The sequence below is a fragment of the Flavobacterium sp. MMLR14_040 genome, from assembly GCF_033657265.1.
Classification (GTDB): Bacteria; Bacteroidota; Bacteroidia; order Flavobacteriales; family Flavobacteriaceae; genus Flavobacterium.
In genome coordinates, this window is record NZ_JAWVWO010000002.1 from 334,359 (window position 1) to 355,793 (window position 21,435).

The following is a 21,435-nucleotide window of genomic DNA, read 5'->3' on the forward strand; positions in this document are numbered from 1 at the left end:
TTTTCAAATCTTTACAAATCAGATAACAACGATTTTTTTTACAAGAAAAAAGAGAGCAAATATCACACAAAAAGTGATTTTTGCTCTCTTATTCGTATTATTTGATGTTGATTGTGTCCTAAAATTATTTATATTTTATTTTCAGAACACATCCCAAAGATTCTAAAACTAAAATATAATGGGTTTTCGAAACTTCTTTTACGATTGCATCCTGATTACTAAAAGCTCCGGTTTCTAATGTTATACGATCTCCAACCTGAATTGAAGTTACTGAAACATCACTTAAATTAGGAGATGCTAAACTTTTCTTTATAATATTAATCTCTTCCTCTCTTACAATTGCAGGTTTTCCTAACCAAAACAAATATCGAACTACACCCGAAACTTGAAAAACAGAATTGCGTTCACTCTCTAATAACTGAACAAATACATAAGAATTAAAAAGTGGTACTTCAACTTTCTTTTTTCTGTCTGACCATTGCTTTATTTGAGTAATGACAGGACAGTAAGATTCAATTCCAATTTCATTTAATTTTTCGGCAACTTTTTTCTCCCATTTGGGTTTAGTATAAATAACATACCAATTCATAATTTTTTCTATATTGAAAATCCAGCCCTTATTGTTATTACTATTTAAATTTCAGATTAATTTTAATCTTCAATTAAGAACCTATTCCATTATAAATAAATCCAATTGCTTCTAATTCCTTACCATTTAATATATTTCTTCCATCAAAAACAAAAGCTGGCTTATGCATTGAATCATAAATTTTCTTCCAATCATAAGCAGCAAATTCATCCCATTCAGTAAGAATTGCAATTGCATGTGATCCGTTGCAAGCACTATAGGCATCATCAAACGTTAAAACTGCTGAATTGTTTTCTTCAACTGACCTTGTTTCTAAATAATTTAAATCATTTAGCATTTTATTTCTTGAAACTTTCGGATCATAAACTGAAATTTTCGCTTGTTCATTGATCAAATCATCTGCTACGTATATAGCGGCAGACTCACGTGTATCATTGGTGTCTTTTTTGAATGCCCAACCTAAAAAAGTAATTTTTTTATCTGCAACTGTGTTATATAACGTCTGAACAATTTTATTTGAAAATCTTCTTTTTTGATGATCGTTCATGATAATTACTTGCTCCCAATAATCTGCAACTTCAAGTAATCCATACGACTTAGCAATATAAACCAGATTAAGAATATCTTTCTGAAAACATGAACCTCCAAATCCTACTGATGCTTTTAAAAATTTAGGACCGATTCTACTATCCATTCCAATCGCTCTGGCAACCTCGCTTACATCTGCTCCGGTTTTTTCACATAATTCAGACATTGCATTTATTGAAGAAATACGTTGAGCTAAAAATGCATTTGCGGTCAGTTTTGACAACTCTGACGACCATACATTTGTAGTCAATATTTTATCTCTGCTAACCCAATTAGCATAAACATCAACTAAAGAATTAATTGCAGCTTCGCCTTCTGGTGTTGTATCTCCACCTATTAAAATTCTGTCTGGATTTAATAAATCTGAAACAGCTGTTCCTTCCGCTAAAAATTCAGGATTTGATAAAATCTGAAATTGAACTCCATTTCCAGTATTATCCAGAATACTTTTTATAGCCTCAGCAGTTCGAACAGGCAAAGTAGATTTCTCTACAACAATTTTATTTTGCTTAGCAACTTTTGCAATTTGCCTTGCACATAATTCAATATATTTAAGATCCGCAGCCATTCCTTTTCCTTTTCCATAGGTTTTGGTTGGCGTATTTACTGAAATAAAGATGACTTCAGCTTCATCGATTGCTTTTTCAACTTCTGTGGAGAAAAAAAGATTTCTTCCTCTGGCCTGAGCTACAATTTCTGAAAGTCCCGGTTCGTAAATGGGTATATTTTCTGTATTTGGATCATTCCAATCTTTAATTCTTTGTTCATTCAAATCAACAACAGTCACTTGAATATGAGGGCATTTTTGCGCAATTACTGCCATTGTTGGCCCTCCAACATAACCAGCTCCAATACAACAAATTTTTGTGATTTCCATTTATTTCTTATTATGTTATCCTTGATTTATTTCAAATTATTCCAATACCAATTTACTGCTTCTTTTAATCCTTCCTGCAACGAATATTTTGGATCGTAACCTAACACCGCTTTTGCTTTATCGATACTTGCCAATGAATGCGGAATATCTCCCACTCTGCTTGCTCCATAAACAACTTCAACATCTGCTATTTTTGAATCAAATTCAGCTAAATATTTTTTTAAATACCCAACCAAATCATTTAATGTATTTCGATCACCATATGCCGTATTATAAATAGTGTTTATAGCTTCCGGATTTTGACTTGTCATAGCTAATTCATTCATCTGAATTACATTATCAATATACGTAAAATCACGAGAATAATTTCCATCACCATTAATTACCGGACTTTCATAATGCATGAATTGCATTACAAATTTAGGAATTACTGCAGCATAAGCACCATTTGGATCCTGTTTTCTTCCAAAAACATTAAAATAACGTAATCCAATGGTTTCTAAACCATACGTTTTACTAAAAATCTCTGCATATAATTCATTTACATATTTCGTAATTGCATATGGAGACAAAGGCTTTCCTATAACATCTTCAACTTTTGGCAATCCTTGAGAATCTCCATAAGTTGAAGAACTTGCCGCATAAATAAAACGTTTAATTTTTGCATCGCGTGAAGCTACCAGCATATTAAGAAATCCTGAAACATTAACATCATTTGTAGTTATGGGATCATTTATAGACCTTGGCACAGAACCTAAAGCTGCCTGATGCAAAACGTAATCAACATCTTTTACAGACAAAACACAATCTTCTATATTTCGTATATCTCCTTCAATTAATTTAAAATTTGGATGATTTAAAATATCTTTCAAATTATGACGATGACCCGTCGAAAAATTATCTAAACAAATTACTTTATGACCTGATTCTAGAAAATACTCACATAAATTTGAACCAATAAAACCTGCTCCACCCGTAATCAAAATTTTATATTGAGTCGATGTTTCCATTTATTGAATTTATTTTTTATTGAATTTATTAAAAAGAGACTTCATGAAACCTGGTTTTACTTCTTCTTCATGGTAACCATTAGAATATACTCCATAACCGTATCCATAAGCAGTTCCATATTTTGCTTTATTTTCATATCCATTCAAGACAATGCTCGTGTTATTTAGCTCTCCTCTTTTTACTCTAGTATTCAACAACGTGATCATATCTTTTTTAGTATAATTTTGTCTAACTATATACAATGTTACATCTGCATACTGAACCAATTCTAAAGCATCGGAAACCAGACCAACCGGCGGAGTATCTAAAATAATATAATCATATTTTTGTTTTAGCTCTTCTATCAACTCTTTCATAGCTTCACTTATAATAAGTTCAGATGGGTTGGGTGGAATAGGGCCGGAAAGTATAACGTCAAGATTAGGGATTTCAGTTGGGTTAATAATTTCACTCAACGTCTTTTGTTTAATTAAATAATTCACAACCCCTGCCTGATTACTCAAATTAAACTCGTCAGCTAATCTCGGCTTTCTCAAATCTAAACCAATAATAACAGTTTTCTTTTCGCTTAAAGCGAAAATAGTAGCAATATTTATAGAGCAAAATGTTTTTCCCTCTCCACTTATGGAAGAAGTGATCATTAATGTTTTTGCACCACTTACCTGCTGTTTTTTATACAAAAATTGTAATGAAGAACGAATAGCCCTAAAAGACTCAGAAAGAGCAGATTTTGGCTTGTCGAATACTGCTAAATTAACATTATCCTTGTTTACACCAATTACTCCAATAAGTGGAATCTGGGTCAATTTATTTACGTCTTCAGTATTTTGAATTGAATTATTAATGAAGAAAATTCCAAAAACGAATAATAAAGGAACTAAGATACCCAAAAATAAAGCCAACACATAATTTACAGAAGTTTTTGGTCCAATTAAACCACCTCCAATATCTTTGGCCGGATCAATAAAATGTATGTCGGATAAATTAGAAGCTTTTACAATTTCTGCTTCATTTCGTTTTTGAAGAAATTCAGTATAAATATTATCATTTAAATCATATTTTCTTTTAATCTTCAATAACTCCTGTTGTTCTTCCGGCAACTTTTTAACTGTACTTTCTGCCTGACCAATTTTAGCATTCACCATAGATAAATCGTACAATAGTGAAGATTTCGCCGTACCGATATTTTCTAATAAAACATCTTTAACAGCACGCATTTGGTTATCAAAATCTTTAAAAATCTTATCGCTTTTTACTGCATAAGCCATCTCTGACCTTTGAGTAGAAAGTGCTATTATTTTTGATACATTGGCAACAATATTTGGGTCTTCAATACCAGCAACTGAAGGAGCCGGAAGCCTGGAATAATCGACACTGTTATTCAAATAAGTTTTTAATGAATTATAATATGCTATTTTTCTGGAAATTTGATCTCTCTCTACATCAAAATTCATTATTTGATCTGAAAACTTTGCACCTCCGGCTTCTATGTCATAAACATTCTTATCTTTTCTGAAAGTTTTTAATTCGTTTCCGGTTTGCTTCAATTGCCCTTCCATAGCCACAAGAGTACTATCTATGAATCGTATTGTATTGTTTGCAAATTGATTTTTTCCGTCAAGCTGAATTTTTATCAACATTCTCACAGTAGCATTTAAGTATTCTACCATTCTGGCTTTGTTTGTACCCTGCATACTTAAAGTCAATATAGAACCACCTTTATCATCAGAATCAATATTTATACCTCTGTATTTTGATACTGTGCCATTAAAATCATTGAATTTTACAAAGTATTCATTTCCTTTATAAAAACCGGGATTATCATTGATTTGTAATTTCCAATTTAAAAAAGGCAATGTAACCTGTTCTCCAACTTTATACCTTTTTACAAATTCTGTAGGCTGTACATTTGTATTCGAATAAGTATTGGTCGTGTAGTCTACTACTGAAACTGAAGAATTTTCAAACGGAATTCGAATTTCATATACATTTTCACTTAAAAACTTAATCCCAATTAAAGTATTTGCAAGCTGACCTTTTGATTTATCAATATTTAGATAAAAAGGAACTGCTCCATATGCATCGGTCAAATTATATTTTCCTTGTTTCAGATAATCAATATAAAATTGCAACTTACTTACAACTAATTCATTATGCGATCTTGATTGTAATATAGTAGAAATTCCATTTACCTGATCAGATATTCCTCCCCAGTTAAAGACTAAACTGGTATTTGAAGTAAAAAAAGGATTACTCTCTTCTTTGATAGAAATCATCGTTTGCATTGCATAAATTTTCTCTTTTCGAATATTTACCTGATATGCAATTGTAAATGCAATTATTAAACAAGCGAGAAACCATTTCCAATAACTGGCGATTTTCAATAAAAACCCTTTAAAATCAAAATTTGAATGATTTTCAAAAATCGAAAAATCTTTTATATCTAACATTTTGAATTTAGTTTAATTTTTCAGAATCAAATAAACCGTCGTTGCCAATGACAACAAGGTTATAATTGTACCAATTGATTGTATTCCGGTTTGTCCTGTTCCCCATGTTTTTTGTCTGAGTGGTTTTACATAAATGTAATCATTAGGCTGTAAATAGTAATATGGAGATTTCATCACATTTACATCTGTAAGATCAAGATCGTTCATTTGAACTCCCGTTGGTGTTTGACGAATTACTGTTACAGCTTTTCTATTTCCAACAGTCGTAATATCTCCAGCATTTGCAATAGCCTCCATAATATTTACATGTTGCTGAAATAGTGTTTTAGTTCCCGTGCTTCCCACTTCTCCATTAATCGTATATCGAAAACCCGCTAATTTGACAGTTACAAAAATATTCGCATCACTTTTAAAATATTCTTCAAGTAACTTTTTTTCAATTTTAACTCTTACTTCCTCGATTGTAAATCCAATTACATTTATTTCACCCAAAATTGGCATACGGATATTTCCATGATCATCTACCGTAAAACCATTAAAATATAATGATGATTCGGATTTTGCCGTAGTTCCTGAAGCGGATTCGGTTGAATTAAAAATAGTAACAAGTTTAGGATCAATTGCTTTTATATCGATACTAACAATATCATTAACTTGCAATCTATAAGGTTTAGATTCTACTGCAGCAATTGTATTTTGTTCTGCTGAAGTGTTTTTATCTTGTAAATACACCAAATCTTTTATTGGAATACAAGATGTAAAAAGTGTGCTAATTAACAGCAATATATAAAAGCTTTTTCTTGTCATTATTTAAAATTTAGTCGCAAATATAGCTTTTCCTTTAATCTTCAGGAAATCTAACTTTTGTTTGGTTTTATTTAGTTGTTTTTAAAAGTTTTTTCGAATGGTACTCTTTGTAAAATACTTCTTCCAAGTGTAATTTCATCTGCATATTCTAATTCATCTCCAACAGATATTCCTCTTGCAATTGTCGAAATCACAATATCAGATTCTGCAATTTGCTTATAGATGTAAAAATTAGTTGTATCACCTTCCATAGTAGAGCTTAGCGCAAAAATAATCTCAATTACTTTTCCGGCTTTCACTTTTTCTACTAAACTTGAGATATTTAATTGTCCAGGCCCAACACCTTCAATTGGAGAAATTTTTCCTCCGAGTACGTGATATATTCCTTTGTATTGTCCTGTATTTTCGATTGCCATCACATCTCTAATGTCCTCTACGACACAAATCGTCTGATGGTTTCTGGCTGAATTTGCACAGATTTCGCAAACTGTTGTATCAGAAATATTATGACAGCTTCTACAAAACTTAATATCCTCACGCATATTAAGCAATGCCTGAGATAAAAAACCAGTTTGCTCCTTTGGTTGCTTTAGCAAATGCAAAACCAATCGTAATGCCGTACGCTTACCAATACCTGGTAATTGCGACATTTCGTTAACTGCTTTTTCTATTAACTTTGATGAAAATTCCATAACGACAAAAGTAATACTTTTAATGGTTTAGCAGACTTGGGGACAACTAAATTCACTGTATTTTAAAAGAGCAAATATACTACTAAAGAGTTTTTTTACTTAAATTATAAAATCAAATCCTTTTTTATTAGTGACACAGAATAAAAAAGGATTTGAACTAAATTGGACCATCCGAAAATTAATATTGATTTGTTGCTAATAAAACCAAAGTACAAGCAACTTCTGCCTTAATATCATTCAATTCAAGCAACTGATATAATTCAGGATTTTCAGTTCCCGGATTAAAAACTACTCTTTTTGGCTGAGCTTCGATTATGTAATTGTAATAATCACGCTGACGAGTAGGGTTTAAATACAAAGTTACTGTGTCTATATTTTTAACCGGAATGGCTTTGGTTTGAATTTTTACACCGGCTACTTCACCGGTATTTTGACCAATTGCTAAAACAGTATGTCCTTTTTGAACTAACATATTTATAGCTCTATATGCGTATCGATCTGGTTTTGTAGTAGCGCCCAGAACTAAAGTTTTCTTATTTTTCATCATTTTAAAATATTTTACAAAAGTAGTCAAAAAGAATGAGCTAATTTTAAGTTATTAATTTACGAATTAAAGCAATAAAAAACGAATAACCTTACATCAAATTGTTCTGTAATATTAAAATTTGACTATTTTTACTTCGTTAACCAAAACTCTATGGATTTATTTATTTACTTATTTGCTGCTCTTTTTTCGGTTTTAAACCCAATTGGTACTGTTCCTATTTTTGTTGGACTTACGCAGGATGATTCTCAGAAAGAACGTTCGCGAATTTCACTTTGGACAGCGATAAATGTTTTTATAATTTTAATGGTTTCTTATTTTATAGGTCAATATGTTTTAACCTTTTTCGGAATCAGCATTGACGCTCTTAGAATTGCCGGCGGAATCGTGATTGTAAATTCAGGGTTTTCTTTACTTTCAGGAAAATTCAACAAAAAACGAGGCATCAACAAAAAAATTGAAAATGAAGCACATCATCGAAACGATATCGCGCTTACTCCATTAGCAATACCAATGTTAGCTGGCCCTGGGTCGATGTCATTATTAATTGCTTTTTATCAGGAACACCATGAAATGAATGAGATCATTATTTCTAGTTTAGCCATTTTTGCGATTGCTGTTGCCATTTTTGCCATACTTAAAAGCGCGCATTATCTGGCTCGCATATTAGGAGCTTCAGGAATTGTGGCAATATCAAGGATTGTTGGTTTTATTGTAATTTCTATCGGAATTCAATATATAGTAAGCTCAATCGTAAATATTATCAAAGGAAATTTAATGTAATTCATTGTCTCTATTTATATAAATCAAAAGGGATAAAACTTACGTTCTATCCCTTTTTTATATTCTGAAATTACTTTTTAATTTCTTGGCAAAAATACTTCAGCCATCATGCATCTTGCACTTCCTCCACCACAAGCTTCAATTGTATCTAAACTTGAACTTAAAATTTCTGCATGATTTTCTAATTGTGCAATTTGTTTTGGAGTTAAACTTTGATGTGCCGATGCGCTCATAACAATATATTTTTTGTCATTTGCTCCTCGAACTTCCAGCATATTTCCGGCAAAATTATTTACCTGAGCTTCCGTAATTAAAATAATTTCTTTTTTATCAGCTTTTAAATTATCCAACACCATTTTGCGTTCTTTTTTATCATCTATACAATCCGCACAAATAACAGCAAAAGTTTCACCCAAACACATCATTACATTGGTGTGATAAATCAGTTTTCGCTCCCCATCAACCGTTTGAAATGCTTCAAAAATAACAGGAGCATAATCAAAATCTTCACAAAATTCGATAAACAATTCTTCATCAGCACGAGGAGATAAAGCACAATATGCTTTTGCATTAGCTCTGTCTAAAAGTAAACTTCCTGTTCCTTCCAGAAAAAAACCATCTTCTTCTGCAGATGTATAATCCATTATATTAGAAATCTCAAAACCTTTTTCTTCAAGAGTATCTAAAATATCTTCACGACGTTCATGGCGACGATTTTCGGCAAACATTGGATATAAAGCTACATCTCCATTTTCATGAAATGAAACCCAATTGTTTGGGAAAATACTATCCGGAGTATCTGTATCTAATGTGTCTTCGATTACTGTCACATCAACTCCAACTGCTCTTAACTTCTCAACGAAAGTATCAAATTCCTGTTGCGCTTTTGCATTTACAGTACTTGGTAAAAGTCCGTCTAATACTTTTTGGTAATAATTATTTACAGCCGTTTGCTCATTCATTCTAAAAGCAACTGGCCGAATCATTACGATTGCATTTGTAGTTTGTTTCATTTTCTTTGTTTTTTTGTTTCAAATTTCAGGTTTCAAGTTTGTAAACAACACGAAACTTGAAACCTGAAACTTGAAACTTTATTTTTTAGTCTCTAATTAATGGTAAAGTAGAACATCTTAGCAAGCCTTCTTGTTTTGCAATTTCTGCATAAGGAATTTCTTCAACAATAAAACCATTTGCACGAAGCCAATTATTTAAGCGAGTAAAATTCTTCTCTGAAACCACGACATTCTCATCAATTGAAAATACGTTTGAAAACATATTGTACATTTCGTTTCTCTCAATGTGAAATAAATTATCCTTTCCAAAAAGATTGACCAAATACAAATAATCAGCTTCCTCACGAAAACCTCTTTTATAAATAATTCCTTTATTTTTTCCAACAGGCTGAAAACAGCAATCAAGATGCAAAGCATTATCTCGAGCTTCTAACTTAGATTTAACCAAATCAAATTCTTTGACAATTTTATTCGGGAATAATTCCTTGATAAAATTAACACCATGCATATTTGTTCTTGCCGTGATATAATCTTTATAATCGCTGCCTTTATATGTTCCAATAAAAATATGATTATTCCAAAGCATAACATCTCCGCCTTCAATATGAACTTCCTCCGGCGGGCGAACCACTTTAGTTGCATCCATTTGATCAATTACAAATTGAATTGCATCTAATTCACGTTCTCGATCTGGCAAAATATTCGATTTCACAAAAGTGTCGTCAATAACAAAACCTATATCTCTGGCAAAAATTTGATTATAATTCTCAATCATTTCCGGACGATAAACTTTTACATCATATTTTTGAAAAACAGCATTAAAAGCATCCATTTCAGCAACCATATCTTTTTCAATTGGATATGTTCCTGCTTTAATATGTTCCAATGATTTAGGATCGTAGGCTTCTTCCAAAGATGGAGTTGGCCCATTATGAACGGCTGAACCCAAAACTACAGCACGCAATCTTGACGTTTCGTTCTTTACATTTAATTGCAACATAATAGTATTATATTTTGAGCAAATATAAAAAAAGCTTCACAGTTAAGTGAAGCTTTAAAGTTTTTTATTTGTTAGACTTAAAGTCTCTCAAAGGATGTCCAGTATAAATTTGTCTTGGTCTTCCAATTGGCTCTTTGTTTTCACGCATTTCTTTCCATTGTGCGATCCAGCCCGGTAATCTACCAATAGCAAACATTACTGTAAACATATCTGTTGGAATTCCTAGTGCTCTGTAAATAATTCCAGAGTAGAAGTCAACATTAGGATATAAATTTCTTGACTTGAAGTAATCATCTTCAAGAGCTGCTGATTCTAATTTTTTAGCAATTTCTAAAATAGGATCATCAACTCCTAAAGTTTCTAATACTTCTTTAGCCGCTTTTTTAATAATTTTTGCTCTCGGATCAAAGTTTTTGTAAACTCTATGCCCAAATCCCATTAAACGGAATGGGTCATTTTTGTCTTTTGCTTTCGCTAAAAACTTATCTGTATCTCCACCATCTTTATTGATTTCTTCCAGCATTTCAAGTACTGCCTGATTTGCGCCACCGTGAAGCGGACCCCAAAGGGCAGAAACTCCAGCAGAAATTGAAGCAAATAAACCTGCGTGAGATGAACCAACCATTCTTACTGTAGAAGTAGAACAGTTTTGTTCGTGGTCTGCATGAAGAATAAATAATTTATCTAATGCATCAACAATAACTGGATTTGCAGAGTAAGGCCCTGTAGGCAATTTAAACATTAACTGCATAAAATTATCTACATAACCTGTTGTGTTATCATAATAATTTAAAGGATAACCCATAGATTTTCTATATGTCCATGTAGCAATTACTAGAAATTTACCCATTGTTTTACAAATGGCTTCGTACATTTCTTTTTCATTGTCAACATTTACAGCTTTTGGATTAAATGCTGTTAAAGCACTTGTCAAAGCAGATAGTACACCCATTGGATGTGCTGTTTTTGGAAAACCATCAATGATATTTTTCATCTCTTCGTTTACCAAAGTATGTTTTTTAATACCATTTTCAAACTGCTCTAATTCCTGAGCTGTTGGCAATTCACCAAAAATTAAAAGATATGATACTTCCAAAAAGCTAGCTTTCTCAGCTAAATCTTCAATTGAATATCCTCTGTAACGCAAAATTCCTAATTCTCCGTCTAAGAAAGTGATTTCACTTTTACAAGAACCAGAATTTTTATATCCAGGATCGATTGTAATAATACCAGTTAAATCACGTAATTTGTTAATATCGATAGCTGATTCATTTTCGCTTCCTGTGATTACCGGAAGTTCAATTTTTTGACCATCTACTTCTAATGTAGCTATTTTTGACATAATATATCGGAAATAAATCTTTAAAATAATAATTTATCAAATCTAAGGAATTTAAGACTAATTAAAAAAAGAATACTGCTATGAATTTGTTAAAAGTCCAAAAAAAAACCATCCATTAAAAAACGGATGGTTTAAATCTTTATATAATCTTACAATTACTTGATCTTGAAAGCATTTAATCCAGGGAAATAAGCAGTGCTTCCTAACTCTTCTTCAATTCTTAATAATTGATTGTATTTTGCCATACGATCAGAACGAGAAGCAGAACCTGTTTTAATTTGACCACAGTTTAAAGCTACAGCTAAATCAGCGATTGTATTATCTTCAGTTTCTCCAGAACGGTGAGACATTACAGAAGTATAACCCGCATTTTTAGCCATATTTACTGCAGCAATAGTTTCAGTTAAAGTTCCAATTTGATTTACTTTTACTAAAATTGAGTTTGCAATACCTTTTTCAATACCAGTTGACAAACGTTCAACATTAGTAACAAATAAATCGTCACCAACCAATTGAACTTTATGTCCAATTTTTTCAGTTAAATATTTCCATCCATTCCAGTCATCTTCATACATACCATCTTCGATAGAAATAATTGGATATTTAGCAGCAAGTTCAGCTAAATAATCAGCCTGCTCTTCAGAAGTTCTGATTTTTCCAGTTTCACCTTCAAATTTAGTATAATCGTATTTACCGTTTACATAAAACTCAGAAGCAGCACAGTCAAGAGCAATCATGATTTCGTCTCCAAAAGTATATCCTGCTTTTTCAACTGCTAATTTGATTGTATCCAAAGCATCTTCAGTACCACCAGCTAAGTTTGGTGCAAAACCACCTTCGTCACCAACTGCAGTACTTAATCCTCTATCGTGTAATACTTTTTTCAAGCTATGGAAGATTTCAGTTCCCATTTGCATTGCATGTGTAAATGAAGTCGCCTTTACAGGGAAAATCATAAACTCCTGAAAAGCAATTGGAGCATCAGAGTGAGAACCTCCATTGATGATATTCATCATTGGTACAGGTAATGTATTAGCAGAAACACCACCAACATATCTGTACAATGGCAAACCTAATTCATTTGCAGCAGCTTTTGCAGCAGCCAAAGAAACTCCTAAAATAGCATTGGCTCCTAATTTAGATTTATTTGGAGTTCCGTCTAAATCAATCATTAATTGATCAATTGTGTTTTGTTCAAAAACAGAAGTTCCAACTAATTCCTCAGCAATAACAGTATTAACATTATTCACTGCATTTAAAACTCCTTTTCCTAAGAACGCTTTTCCTCCGTCACGTAATTCAACAGCTTCGTGTTCTCCAGTTGAAGCTCCAGATGGAACTGCTGCTCTTCCTAAAACTCCATTCTCAGTTACTACATCAACCTCGATAGTAGGATTACCTCTGGAATCAAAAATTTGTCTTGCGTGAACTTTAATTATAATACTCATTATTTCTGTTTTTTTATTAATAAATTATATTTTTTTTTTCGAAATTATAAAATTATTTAATAGTAAAAACGTATTCTTACTATTAAAGACCTTTATTTATTAACTACATCGTTTTAGCGGTAGCCACTTTTATATTCTCAACGAACTGATCAAATAAATAAGATGAATCGTGTGGCCCCGGACTTGCTTCAGGATGATATTGTACTGAAAAACAATTTTTATTTTTCATTCTCATCCCTGCAACTGTATCATCATTTAAATGTACATGTGTAATTTCTAACTCCGGATGACCATCTAAAGCTTCTCTTTTTACAGCGAAACCATGATTCTGAGAAGTTATCTCTCCTTTGCCTGTAATAATATTTTTTACCGGATGATTAATTCCACGGTGCCCACCAAACATCTTATAGGTCTTAACACCATTTGCCAAAGCTATAATCTGGTGACCTAAGCAAATTCCAAACAAAGGTTTATCATCCGCTATAATTTCTTTTGCAACTTGTATGGCGCCAAATAATGGATCTGGATCTCCAGGTCCATTTGACAAGAAATAACCATCAGGATTAAATTCAGTTAAATCCTTATAAGTTGAATCATAGGGGAACACTTTAATATAACAATCTCTTTTCGCAAGGTTTCTTAAGATATTCTTTTTGATTCCAAGGTCTAAAGCTGAAATTTTATAAGTAGCATTTTCATCTCCAAAAAAATAAGGTTCAGTAGTTGAAACTTTTGATGCCAACTCTAAACCTTCCATATTTGGCACATTTGCCAATTCTTTTTTCAATTCTTCTACCGAAGTTCCATCTGTACAAATAACGGCATTCATTGCACCATTATCACGAATATAACTTACAAGAGCTCTCGTATCAACATCAGAAATACAAATTAGGTTTTGTTTAGTAAAATAATCTTCCAAACTTCCAGATGCATCCTCTCTTGAATAATTAAAGCTAAAGTTTTTACAAACCAAACCAGCAATCTTAACGCTATCAGATTCTATTTCCTGATCATTAACACCATAGTTTCCAATGTGAGCGTTTGTAGCCACCAATATCTGACCAAAATAAGAAGGATCAGTAAAAATCTCCTGATATCCTGTCATTCCCGTATTAAAACAAACTTCGCCAAAAGTTTTACCGCTTATTCCGATAGATTTTCCGTGAAAAATAGTTCCGTCGCTTAGTAATAAAATGGCGCTTTGTCGTGTCGTGTATTTCATTCTTTAATTTGTGTTGTTTTTTTTTAATTGTACATGAAACTTGCCAGACTCATTTCATTTGTAATTATAAGTTTTGCAAATTTACTTCTTTAAAAGAGTGTCTCCAAGATTTTTTAAAAAATTCATTCATAAAAATAAAACCTTCAAATTGAAATTAGTTAAATTTCTTATTTTAAAAAAAATCAAAAAAAAAGGATAAACTAAAAATTAGCTTATCCTTGATTTCTATAGAATCATTACTTTCATAATTATTCAGAAGCTTCAGTAGTCGATTCTGATTCAGCAGCAGGAGCTTCAGAAGTAGTTTCTTCAGCTTTTTTTGCTTTACCACCACGACGGCTTTTAGCTTTTTTAACTTCTTTTTTACCACCATTGTAAAGTTCATTGAAATCTACAAGTTCGATCATTGCCATATCAGCATTATCTCCCAAACGATTTCCAACTTTAATGATACGAGTGTATCCACCTGGACGGTCACCAACTTTAGCAGCTACGTCTCTGAACAAGTCAGTTACAGCATATTTACTACGTAAGTAAGCAAAAACAATACGACGGTTGTGAGTCGTATCTTCTTTTGATTTTGTGATTAAAGGCTCAACGAATTGTTTAAGCGCTTTAGCCTTAGCAACAGTAGTGTTAATACGTTTGTGCTCAATAAGAGAACAAGCCATATTAGCCAACATAGCTTTTCTATGTCCAGTCTGTCTGCTTAAGTGATTGAATTTTTTTCCGTGTCTCATTGCTATTTTAAATTTAATCCGCCGTGGCGGATTGAATTATTCTTTATCTAGTTTGTATTTAGCTAAATCCATTCCGAAAGTTAAATTTTTAACTGCAACAAGTTCATCAAGTTCAGTTAAAGATTTTTTACCAAAATTACGGAATTTCATCAGGTCATTTTTATTGAACGATACTAAATCACCAAGTGTATCAACTTCAGCCGCTTTCAAGCAATTTAATGCTCTCACAGATAAATCCATATCAACAAGCTTAGTTTTAAGCAATTGTCTCATATGCAATGACTCTTCATCATACGATTCTGTTTGTGCAATTTCGTCAGCCTCGAGTGTAATTCTTTCGTCAGAAAATAACATGAAGTGGTGAATTAAAACTTTAGCAGCTTCAGTAAGAGCATCTTTTGGATTAATAGATCCATCAGTTTTAATTTCAAAAACTAATTTTTCATAATCTGTTTTTTGTTCTACACGGAAGTTTTCAATTGCATATTTTACATTTTTTACCGGAGTAAAAATAGAATCTGTAAAAATGGTTCCAATTGCAGCGTTCTGTTTTTTGTTCTCCTCAGCAGGAACATATCCTCTACCTTTTTCGATTGTTAAGTCGAAGTTCAATTTGATTTTAGAATCTAAATTACAGATAACAAGGTCTGGATTCAAAACTTGAAAACCTGAGATAAATTTTTGAAAATCACCTGCTGTCAATTGATCTTTACCAGAAACAGAAATTGTAACTGCTTCATTATCGATATCTTCAATTTGACGTTTGAAACGTACTTGTTTTAGATTAAGGATAATTTCGGTAACATCTTCAACAACACCTGAAATAGTAGAAAACTCATGATCTACACCTTCGATACGAACAGATGTAATTGCATAACCTTCTAATGCTGAAAGCAAAACTCTTCTAAGTGCATTACCAACTGTCAATCCATAACCAGGTTCTAAAGGTCTAAATTCGAATTTACCTTCAAAATCGGTTGAATCGATCATGATAACTTTATCGGGCTTTTGAAAATTAAATATTGCCATAAATTTCGACTAAGTCAATTATTATTTGTTGTACAACTCTACGATTAATTGTTCTTTAATGTTTTCTGGGATTTGAAGTCTTGCAGGTACAGAAACGAAAGTTCCTTCTTTAAGATCATTGTTCCAAGTAATCCATTCATAAACATGACTTGAATTTGATAAAGAACGTTCGATAGCTTCTAAAGACTTAGATTTTTCACGAACTGCTACTTTATCACCTGGTTTAAGGTGATAAGAAGCGATATTTACAACCTCACCATTTACAGTAACGTGTCTGTGAGAAACTAATTGTCTAGCACCTCTTCTAGAAGGAGCAATACCCATTCTAAAAACAACGTTATCTAATCTTGCCTCACATAATTGTAAAAGAACTTCACCAGTAACACCTTTAGTTGCTGATGCTTTTTTAAATAAGTTTCTGAATTGTTTTTCTAAAATTCCATAAGAATATTTAGCTTTTTGCTTTTCCATTAACTGAACAGCGTACTCAGATTTTTTACCTCTTTTTTTAGCCATCCCGTGTTGTCCAGGTGGGTAATTTCTTTTTTCGAAAGATTTATCATCTCCGAAGATTGCTTCGCCAAATTTACGAGCAATTCTAGTTTTTGGACCAGTATATCTTGCCATTTCTAAAAAATTAAATTTAAGGTAGAGATTATGAATTCAGGTCAAATCCTTCGATAATCTATATTCTACCTTGTTTATACTATGAATAAATAAAATTAAACTCTACGTCTTTTTGGAGGACGACATCCGTTGTGAGGCATTGGAGTAACATCGATAATCTCTGTAACTTCAATTCCACCGTTATGAATAGAACGAATAGCAGACTCACGTCCGTTTCCTGGTCCTTTTACATAAACTTTTACTTTTTTAAGTCCTGCCTCAAGAGCTACTTTACTACAATCTTCTGCTGCCATTTGAGCTGCGTACGGAGTGTTCTTTTTAGAACCTCTGAAACCCATCTTACCAGCTGAAGACCAAGAAATAACTTCACCTTTCTTATTTGTCAAAGAAATGATAATGTTGTTGAAAGTGGCAGAAATATGAGCTTCACCCGTTGATTCAACGATAACTTTACGTTTTTTTGCAGTTGCTTTAGCCATATTACTTATTATTTAGTTGCTTTTTTCTTGTTAGCAACAGTTTTTCTTTTACCTTTTCTTGTTCTAGAGTTGTTTTTAGTTCTTTGCCCTCTTAACGGAAGACCAGATCTATGACGGATACCTCTGTAACAACCAATATCCATTAAACGTTTGATGTTCAAAGAAACTTCAGAACGTAATTCTCCTTCAATTTTGTAAAATGAAACAGCATCACGAATCGCTCCGATCTCATCATCATTCCAATCTTGAACTTTTTTATCTTGGCTAACTTGAGCTTTCTCTAAAATCTCAATAGCTCTACTTCTTCCTAATCCAAAGATATAGGTAAGTGCTATAACACCTCTTTTATTTTTTGGGATATCTACCCCTGCTATTCTTGCCATAATTATCCTTGTCTTTGTTTAAATCTAGGATTCTTTTTGTTTATTACGTACAATCTCCCTTTTCTACGCACAATGATGCACTCGGGACTTCTCTTTTTTACTGATGCTCTAACTTTCATAGTGAATATCCTTTAATATCGATAAGTAATTCTTGCTTTTGACAAATCATAAGGACTCATTTCTAGTTTCACTTTATCACCAGGTAATAACTTGATGTAATGCATACGCATTTTACCAGAAATATGAGCAATTACGATATGTCCATTTTCTAACTCTACACGGAACATCGCATTTGATAATGCTTCAATGATTGATCCGTCTTGTTCTATTGCTGATTGTTTTGCCATAAATATATTAAGCTACCGCTTTTCTATTTTTACCAGTCTTCATTAAACCATCATAATGTTTGTTTAACAAGTATGAATTGATTTGTTGAATAGTATCTATTGCAACTCCAACCATAATTATTAATGAGGTACCTCCAAAAAACATTGCCCAAGATTGTTGTACATCCATAATACTTACAACAATGGCTGGGAACACAGCAATCAAAGCAAGGAATAAAGATCCTGGGAAAGTTATTAAAGACATCACTTTATCAAGGAAGTCTGAGGTTTCAGCTCCAGGACGAACGCCAGGAATAAAACCACCGCTTCTTTTTAAATCATCGGCCATTTTGTTAGTAGGAACCGTGATCGCAGTATAGAAAAATGTAAATACAATAATTAAAGTTGCAAAAACAAAATTATACCAAAATCCAAAGATATTACTAAATGCTCCAACAATAGATTGTGATGTGTCTGATTTAGACAATCCGGCTACAGCCGCAGGTATAAACATAATTGCCTGAGCAAAAATGATTGGCATAACTCCCGAAGCATTAAGCTTAAGAGGAATCCATTGTCTATTACCACCTGCTAAATCTTGCTCATAATCCCCAGTTGTTGTACGACGAGCATACTGAACCGGAATTCTACGTACTGCCATTGTAAGCAATACACAAGCAATAATTACTAATAACCACACAATAATTTCAATAACTAACAACATTGGACCTCCATTGTTATTGGTAACTCTGGTTGTAAATTCTTGTATGAAAGCTTGCGGTAAGCGAGCTAAAATACCAACCATAATCAATAATGAAATTCCATTTCCAATACCTTTATCTGTAATTTTCTCACCAAGCCACATAGCGAAAATTGTACCTGTGACTAAGATGATAACAGACGAGAACAAAAATTCAGGTGAATTAAAGCCTAGTAAAAATGCACTACCAGGCAATGTTCTGTACAAATTATAGATATAAGTTGGACCTTGAACCAGTGTAATAGCTATAGTCAACCAACGAGTGATTTGATTAATCTTTTTTCTACCACTCTCTCCATCGTTTTGAAGTTTTTGCAAATAAGGAATCGCAATTCCCATCAACTGAACAACAATAGATGCAGAAATATAAGGCATAATACCTAAAGCAAAAACTGAAGCTTTAGAGAAAGCACCTCCTGTAAACATATCTAGGATAGATCCTAAACCATTTTTAGTTTGTCCCGCTAAACCTGTTAATTGAGTTGCGTCAATTCCAGGAAGCGTAACGTGTGCACCAAAACGATATACTAAAAGCAATCCTAATGTAATTAGGATTCTGTTTTTCAGTTCTTCGATTTTCCAAACATTACTTATTGATTCAATAAATTTCTTCATCTTAATAGATAAGTTATATAGTTACAGCTTCTCCTCCAGCAGCTTCAATAGCAGCTTTAGCAGTAGCAGTAAATTTGTGGGCAGTTACTTTTAATTTTGCTTTCAATTCTCCTCTACCTAAAATCTTAACGATTTCATTTTTGGTAGCAAGACGATTTGCTACGAAATCTGTCATTGAAACAGAATCAGTAATCACACCATTGTCTACTAATAATTGAAGCGTATCTAAATTAACACCTTCGTATTCTTTACGATTGATGTTTGTGAAACCAAACTTAGGCACACGTCTTTGAAGTGGCATTTGCCCTCCCTCAAAACCAATCTTTTTAGAATAACCAGAACGAGATTTTGCTCCTTTGTGACCTCTTGCAGAAGTACCACCTTTTCCAGAACCTTCTCCTCTACCTAATCTTTTATTTTGATTGTGTGTTGACCCTTCAGCTGGTTGTAAGTTACTTAAATTCATAACAGTATTTGTTATTTAGCTTCTTCGACAGAAACTAAGTGTTTAACTTTGTTTATCATCCCAAGGATAGCAGGGTTTGAATCATGCTCTACAACTTGTCCCATTTTACGTAGACCCAAAGCTTCCAAACCTCTCTTTTGAGAAAGAGGACAGTTGATTTTGCTTCTTACTTGTTTTACTAATAATTTAGCCATAATTTCCTTGAATTAACCTTTAAAAACTTTTTCTAAAGAAACACCTCTTTGTTTTGCAACAGTGTGAGCGCTTCTCATTTGTAATAAAGCATCAAAAGTTGCTTTCACTACGTTATGAGGATTTGATGATCCTTGAGATTTAGATAATACATCGTGAATACCTACTGATTCAAGAACTGAACGAACAGCTCCACCAGCAATAACTCCTGTACCATGAGAAGCAGGAATTAAGAATACACGTGCACCACCAAATTTACCTTTTTGTTCGTGAGGAACAGATTGTCCGTTCAAAGGAATTTTTACTAAATTTTTCTTAGCATCTTCTACTGCTTTCGCAATTGCTTCAGAAACGTCTTTAGATTTTCCTAATCCATGACCAACTACTCCGTTTTCATCACCTACAACTACAATAGCAGAAAAACCAAAAGCTCTACCACCCTTTGTAACTTTAGTAACACGATTAACACTTACCAGACGATCTTTAAGTTCAAGACCACTTGGTTTTACCAATTCTACATTTTTGTATTTAGACATAATATATTAGAATTTAAGTCCAGCCGCTCTTGCGCCTTCTGCTAATGATTTAATACGACCGTGATATAAATAACCACCTCTATCAAAAGTGATTGTATCAATCCCAGCTTTTAACGCTTTCTCTGCAACTAATTTTCCAACAGCAGCAGCGATTTCAACGTTAGTACCTTTTCCTATTTCTTTTTCTCTTGAAGATGCAGCTAATAAAGTAACTCCATTTACGTCATCAATAAGTTGAGCGTAAATTTCTTTGTTACTTCTAAATACAGATAGTCTTGGGTTAGTAGCAGTACCACTAATCGATTTTCTAATTCTGAATCTAATTCTCTGTCTTCTATCAGATTTTGTTAATGACATAATCTTATTTTTTAAGCTGATTTACCTGCTTTTCTTCTTAATACTTCACCCACAAATTTAACACCTTTTCCTTTGTATGGCTCAGGCTTACGGAAACCTCTGATTTTCGCAGCAACCTGACCTAAAAGTTGTTTGTCAAATGATGTTAATTTTACGATAGGGTTTTTACCTTTTTCAGATATTGTTTCTAATGCAACTTCCGGAGCAATTTCCAAAACAATATTGTGAGAATATCCAAGAGCTAAATCTAACTTTTGACCTTGGTTTGAAGCTCTATATCCAACTCCAACTAATTCAAGTTCTTTTGTAAAACCTTCAGATACACCAATTATCATGTTATTGATTAATGATCTGTATAATCCGTGTTTTGCTCTTTGGTCTTTATGATCAGACGATCTTTCTAATAGAACCTGATCGCCTTCAACTTTTACAGTAATGTCCGAAAACTCCTGAGTTAGTTGACCTTTTTTTCCTTTTACCGTAACGATACCGTCTTTAACTTCTACAGTTACTCCAGCAGCGATTACAATTGGGCTTTTACCTATTCTTGACATCTTAT

At 32.7% G+C, this 21,435-nt stretch carries 26 protein-coding genes; 1 reads left to right on the forward strand and 25 read right to left on the reverse strand.

Annotated elements, in window-relative coordinates; translation table 11 throughout:
• Window positions 1-124 precede the first annotated feature (124 nt).
• The 7 genes from SD960_RS04235 to SD960_RS04265 form a co-directional block, all read right to left on the reverse strand.
• Window positions 125-589: a UpxY family transcription antiterminator gene (locus SD960_RS04235; protein WP_318801111.1), complete on the reverse strand. Its 465-nt coding sequence runs from the start codon at window positions 587-589 to the stop codon at window positions 125-127.
• 73 nt (window positions 590-662) lie between these two features.
• The gene (locus tag SD960_RS04240; RefSeq protein ID WP_318801112.1) at window positions 663-2,054 is read right to left on the reverse strand and encodes a UDP-glucose 6-dehydrogenase; all 1,392 of its coding nucleotides are present in this window, start codon (window positions 2,052-2,054) and stop codon (window positions 663-665) included.
• A gap of 26 nt (window positions 2,055-2,080) precedes the next feature.
• Window positions 2,081-3,064 carry an SDR family oxidoreductase gene (locus SD960_RS04245; RefSeq protein WP_318801113.1) on the reverse strand — a complete coding sequence of 328 codons (984 nt, stop codon included), beginning with the start codon at window positions 3,062-3,064 and terminating at the stop codon, window positions 2,081-2,083.
• 9 nt (window positions 3,065-3,073) lie between these two features.
• Window positions 3,074-5,515, reverse strand: coding sequence for a polysaccharide biosynthesis tyrosine autokinase (locus tag SD960_RS04250; RefSeq protein WP_318801114.1), 2,442 nt, complete (start codon window positions 5,513-5,515; stop codon window positions 3,074-3,076).
• A gap of 12 nt (window positions 5,516-5,527) precedes the next feature.
• Entirely contained in the window at window positions 5,528-6,322 is a 795-nt protein-coding gene (locus tag SD960_RS04255) for a polysaccharide biosynthesis/export family protein (RefSeq protein WP_318801115.1), read from the reverse strand.
• A 71-nt stretch (window positions 6,323-6,393) separates the two neighbouring features.
• Window positions 6,394-7,014, reverse strand: coding sequence for a recombination mediator RecR (gene recR, locus SD960_RS04260; RefSeq protein WP_318801116.1), 621 nt, complete (start codon window positions 7,012-7,014; stop codon window positions 6,394-6,396).
• 178 nt (window positions 7,015-7,192) lie between these two features.
• Entirely contained in the window at window positions 7,193-7,558 is a 366-nt protein-coding gene (locus SD960_RS04265; protein WP_073395799.1) for a CoA-binding protein, read from the reverse strand.
• 153 nt (window positions 7,559-7,711) lie between these two features.
• Here SD960_RS04265 and SD960_RS04270 point away from each other — a divergent pair, with 153 nt between their 5' ends.
• Window positions 7,712-8,341, forward strand: a complete 630-nt coding sequence (locus tag SD960_RS04270) for a MarC family NAAT transporter (RefSeq protein ID WP_115847114.1) — start codon at window positions 7,712-7,714, stop codon at window positions 8,339-8,341.
• Between the two features lie 77 nt (window positions 8,342-8,418).
• On the opposite strand, the gene ctlX is transcribed toward SD960_RS04270, so the two are convergent.
• The 18 genes from ctlX to rplF form a co-directional block, all read right to left on the reverse strand.
• The gene (ctlX, locus tag SD960_RS04275) at window positions 8,419-9,354 is read right to left on the reverse strand and encodes a citrulline utilization hydrolase CtlX (RefSeq protein WP_318801117.1); all 936 of its coding nucleotides are present in this window, start codon (window positions 9,352-9,354) and stop codon (window positions 8,419-8,421) included.
• Window positions 9,355-9,439: 85 nt separating this feature from the next.
• The gene (locus SD960_RS04280) at window positions 9,440-10,354 is read right to left on the reverse strand and encodes a dimethylarginine dimethylaminohydrolase family protein (protein WP_318801118.1); all 915 of its coding nucleotides are present in this window, start codon (window positions 10,352-10,354) and stop codon (window positions 9,440-9,442) included.
• 64 nt (window positions 10,355-10,418) lie between these two features.
• Window positions 10,419-11,696: a citrate synthase gene (locus SD960_RS04285; RefSeq protein ID WP_318801119.1), complete on the reverse strand. Its 1,278-nt coding sequence runs from the start codon at window positions 11,694-11,696 to the stop codon at window positions 10,419-10,421.
• Window positions 11,697-11,851: 155 nt separating this feature from the next.
• Window positions 11,852-13,144, reverse strand: a complete 1,293-nt coding sequence (gene eno, locus SD960_RS04290; protein ID WP_055093067.1) for a phosphopyruvate hydratase — start codon at window positions 13,142-13,144, stop codon at window positions 11,852-11,854.
• Window positions 13,145-13,247: 103 nt separating this feature from the next.
• Window positions 13,248-14,366 carry a glutamine-hydrolyzing carbamoyl-phosphate synthase small subunit gene (gene carA, locus SD960_RS04295; RefSeq protein WP_318801120.1) on the reverse strand — a complete coding sequence of 373 codons (1,119 nt, stop codon included), beginning with the start codon at window positions 14,364-14,366 and terminating at the stop codon, window positions 13,248-13,250.
• A 248-nt stretch (window positions 14,367-14,614) separates the two neighbouring features.
• Entirely contained in the window at window positions 14,615-15,106 is a 492-nt protein-coding gene (gene rplQ, locus SD960_RS04300) for a 50S ribosomal protein L17 (RefSeq protein WP_042565880.1), read from the reverse strand.
• A gap of 36 nt (window positions 15,107-15,142) precedes the next feature.
• Window positions 15,143-16,135 (reverse strand): DNA-directed RNA polymerase subunit alpha, encoded by a 993-nt coding sequence (locus SD960_RS04305; protein WP_026109818.1) that lies wholly within the window; start codon window positions 16,133-16,135, stop codon window positions 15,143-15,145.
• Between the two features lie 21 nt (window positions 16,136-16,156).
• The gene (gene rpsD / locus SD960_RS04310; protein WP_026982953.1) at window positions 16,157-16,762 is read right to left on the reverse strand and encodes a 30S ribosomal protein S4; all 606 of its coding nucleotides are present in this window, start codon (window positions 16,760-16,762) and stop codon (window positions 16,157-16,159) included.
• 95 nt (window positions 16,763-16,857) lie between these two features.
• Window positions 16,858-17,241 carry a 30S ribosomal protein S11 gene (gene rpsK / locus SD960_RS04315; RefSeq protein ID WP_007803677.1) on the reverse strand — a complete coding sequence of 128 codons (384 nt, stop codon included), beginning with the start codon at window positions 17,239-17,241 and terminating at the stop codon, window positions 16,858-16,860.
• 8 nt (window positions 17,242-17,249) lie between these two features.
• On the reverse strand, window positions 17,250-17,624 hold the full coding sequence (rpsM, locus tag SD960_RS04320; RefSeq protein ID WP_007803675.1) for a 30S ribosomal protein S13: 375 nt from the start codon (window positions 17,622-17,624) through the stop codon (window positions 17,250-17,252).
• A gap of 2 nt (window positions 17,625-17,626) precedes the next feature.
• On the reverse strand, window positions 17,627-17,743 hold the full coding sequence (gene ykgO, locus SD960_RS04325) for a type B 50S ribosomal protein L36 (protein WP_072945378.1): 117 nt from the start codon (window positions 17,741-17,743) through the stop codon (window positions 17,627-17,629).
• Window positions 17,744-17,755: 12 nt separating this feature from the next.
• Window positions 17,756-17,971: a translation initiation factor IF-1 gene (gene infA / locus SD960_RS04330; protein WP_007136545.1), complete on the reverse strand. Its 216-nt coding sequence runs from the start codon at window positions 17,969-17,971 to the stop codon at window positions 17,756-17,758.
• A 7-nt stretch (window positions 17,972-17,978) separates the two neighbouring features.
• A complete protein-coding gene (secY, locus tag SD960_RS04335) occupies window positions 17,979-19,325 on the reverse strand; it encodes a preprotein translocase subunit SecY (RefSeq protein ID WP_042565879.1) in 1,347 nt (448 codons plus the stop codon).
• A gap of 13 nt (window positions 19,326-19,338) precedes the next feature.
• Entirely contained in the window at window positions 19,339-19,791 is a 453-nt protein-coding gene (gene rplO, locus SD960_RS04340; protein ID WP_017495009.1) for a 50S ribosomal protein L15, read from the reverse strand.
• A gap of 11 nt (window positions 19,792-19,802) precedes the next feature.
• The gene (gene rpmD, locus SD960_RS04345) at window positions 19,803-19,985 is read right to left on the reverse strand and encodes a 50S ribosomal protein L30 (protein WP_017495010.1); all 183 of its coding nucleotides are present in this window, start codon (window positions 19,983-19,985) and stop codon (window positions 19,803-19,805) included.
• A gap of 12 nt (window positions 19,986-19,997) precedes the next feature.
• Window positions 19,998-20,522, reverse strand: a complete 525-nt coding sequence (gene rpsE / locus SD960_RS04350) for a 30S ribosomal protein S5 (RefSeq protein WP_085950926.1) — start codon at window positions 20,520-20,522, stop codon at window positions 19,998-20,000.
• 3 nt (window positions 20,523-20,525) lie between these two features.
• Window positions 20,526-20,876, reverse strand: coding sequence for a 50S ribosomal protein L18 (gene rplR, locus SD960_RS04355; RefSeq protein WP_042565878.1), 351 nt, complete (start codon window positions 20,874-20,876; stop codon window positions 20,526-20,528).
• Between the two features lie 11 nt (window positions 20,877-20,887).
• Window positions 20,888-21,430 carry a 50S ribosomal protein L6 gene (gene rplF, locus SD960_RS04360; protein ID WP_042565877.1) on the reverse strand — a complete coding sequence of 181 codons (543 nt, stop codon included), beginning with the start codon at window positions 21,428-21,430 and terminating at the stop codon, window positions 20,888-20,890.
• Window positions 21,431-21,435 lie beyond the last annotated feature (5 nt).

Coding starts and splice junctions, on each gene's coding strand:
- SD960_RS04250 (WP_318801114.1), bottom strand. CDS start 5,515: ATGTTAGATATAAAAGATTTTTCGATTTTTGAAAATCATTCAAATTTT.
- recR (WP_318801116.1), bottom strand. CDS start 7,014: ATGGAATTTTCATCAAAGTTAATAGAAAAAGCAGTTAACGAAATGTCG.
- rpsM (WP_007803675.1), bottom strand. CDS start 17,624: ATGGCAAGAATAGCAGGGGTAGATATCCCAAAAAATAAAAGAGGTGTT.
- SD960_RS04270 (WP_115847114.1), top strand. CDS start 7,712: ATGGATTTATTTATTTACTTATTTGCTGCTCTTTTTTCGGTTTTAAAC.
- SD960_RS04240 (WP_318801112.1), bottom strand. CDS start 2,054: ATGGAAATCACAAAAATTTGTTGTATTGGAGCTGGTTATGTTGGAGGG.
- rplR (WP_042565878.1), bottom strand. CDS start 20,876: ATGTCATTAACAAAATCTGATAGAAGACAGAGAATTAGATTCAGAATT.
- rpmD (WP_017495010.1), bottom strand. CDS start 19,985: ATGGCTAAATTATTAGTAAAACAAGTAAGAAGCAAAATCAACTGTCCT.
- SD960_RS04280 (WP_318801118.1), bottom strand. CDS start 10,354: ATGTTGCAATTAAATGTAAAGAACGAAACGTCAAGATTGCGTGCTGTA.
- secY (WP_042565879.1), bottom strand. CDS start 19,325: ATGAAGAAATTTATTGAATCAATAAGTAATGTTTGGAAAATCGAAGAA.
- carA (WP_318801120.1), bottom strand. CDS start 14,366: ATGAAATACACGACACGACAAAGCGCCATTTTATTACTAAGCGACGGA.
- rpsD (WP_026982953.1), bottom strand. CDS start 16,762: ATGGCAAGATATACTGGTCCAAAAACTAGAATTGCTCGTAAATTTGGC.
- rplF (WP_042565877.1), bottom strand. CDS start 21,430: ATGTCAAGAATAGGTAAAAGCCCAATTGTAATCGCTGCTGGAGTAACT.
- SD960_RS04245 (WP_318801113.1), bottom strand. CDS start 3,064: ATGGAAACATCGACTCAATATAAAATTTTGATTACGGGTGGAGCAGGT.
- SD960_RS04305 (WP_026109818.1), bottom strand. CDS start 16,135: ATGGCAATATTTAATTTTCAAAAGCCCGATAAAGTTATCATGATCGAT.
- SD960_RS04255 (WP_318801115.1), bottom strand. CDS start 6,322: ATGACAAGAAAAAGCTTTTATATATTGCTGTTAATTAGCACACTTTTT.
- infA (WP_007136545.1), bottom strand. CDS start 17,971: ATGGCAAAACAATCAGCAATAGAACAAGACGGATCAATCATTGAAGCA.
- SD960_RS04265 (WP_073395799.1), bottom strand. CDS start 7,558: ATGAAAAATAAGAAAACTTTAGTTCTGGGCGCTACTACAAAACCAGAT.
- SD960_RS04285 (WP_318801119.1), bottom strand. CDS start 11,696: ATGTCAAAAATAGCTACATTAGAAGTAGATGGTCAAAAAATTGAACTT.
- SD960_RS04235 (WP_318801111.1), bottom strand. CDS start 589: ATGAATTGGTATGTTATTTATACTAAACCCAAATGGGAGAAAAAAGTT.
- rplO (WP_017495009.1), bottom strand. CDS start 19,791: ATGAATTTAAGTAACTTACAACCAGCTGAAGGGTCAACACACAATCAA.
- ykgO (WP_072945378.1), bottom strand. CDS start 17,743: ATGAAAGTTAGAGCATCAGTAAAAAAGAGAAGTCCCGAGTGCATCATT.
- eno (WP_055093067.1), bottom strand. CDS start 13,144: ATGAGTATTATAATTAAAGTTCACGCAAGACAAATTTTTGATTCCAGA.
- rplQ (WP_042565880.1), bottom strand. CDS start 15,106: ATGAGACACGGAAAAAAATTCAATCACTTAAGCAGACAGACTGGACAT.
- ctlX (WP_318801117.1), bottom strand. CDS start 9,354: ATGAAACAAACTACAAATGCAATCGTAATGATTCGGCCAGTTGCTTTT.
- rpsK (WP_007803677.1), bottom strand. CDS start 17,241: ATGGCTAAAGCAACTGCAAAAAAACGTAAAGTTATCGTTGAATCAACG.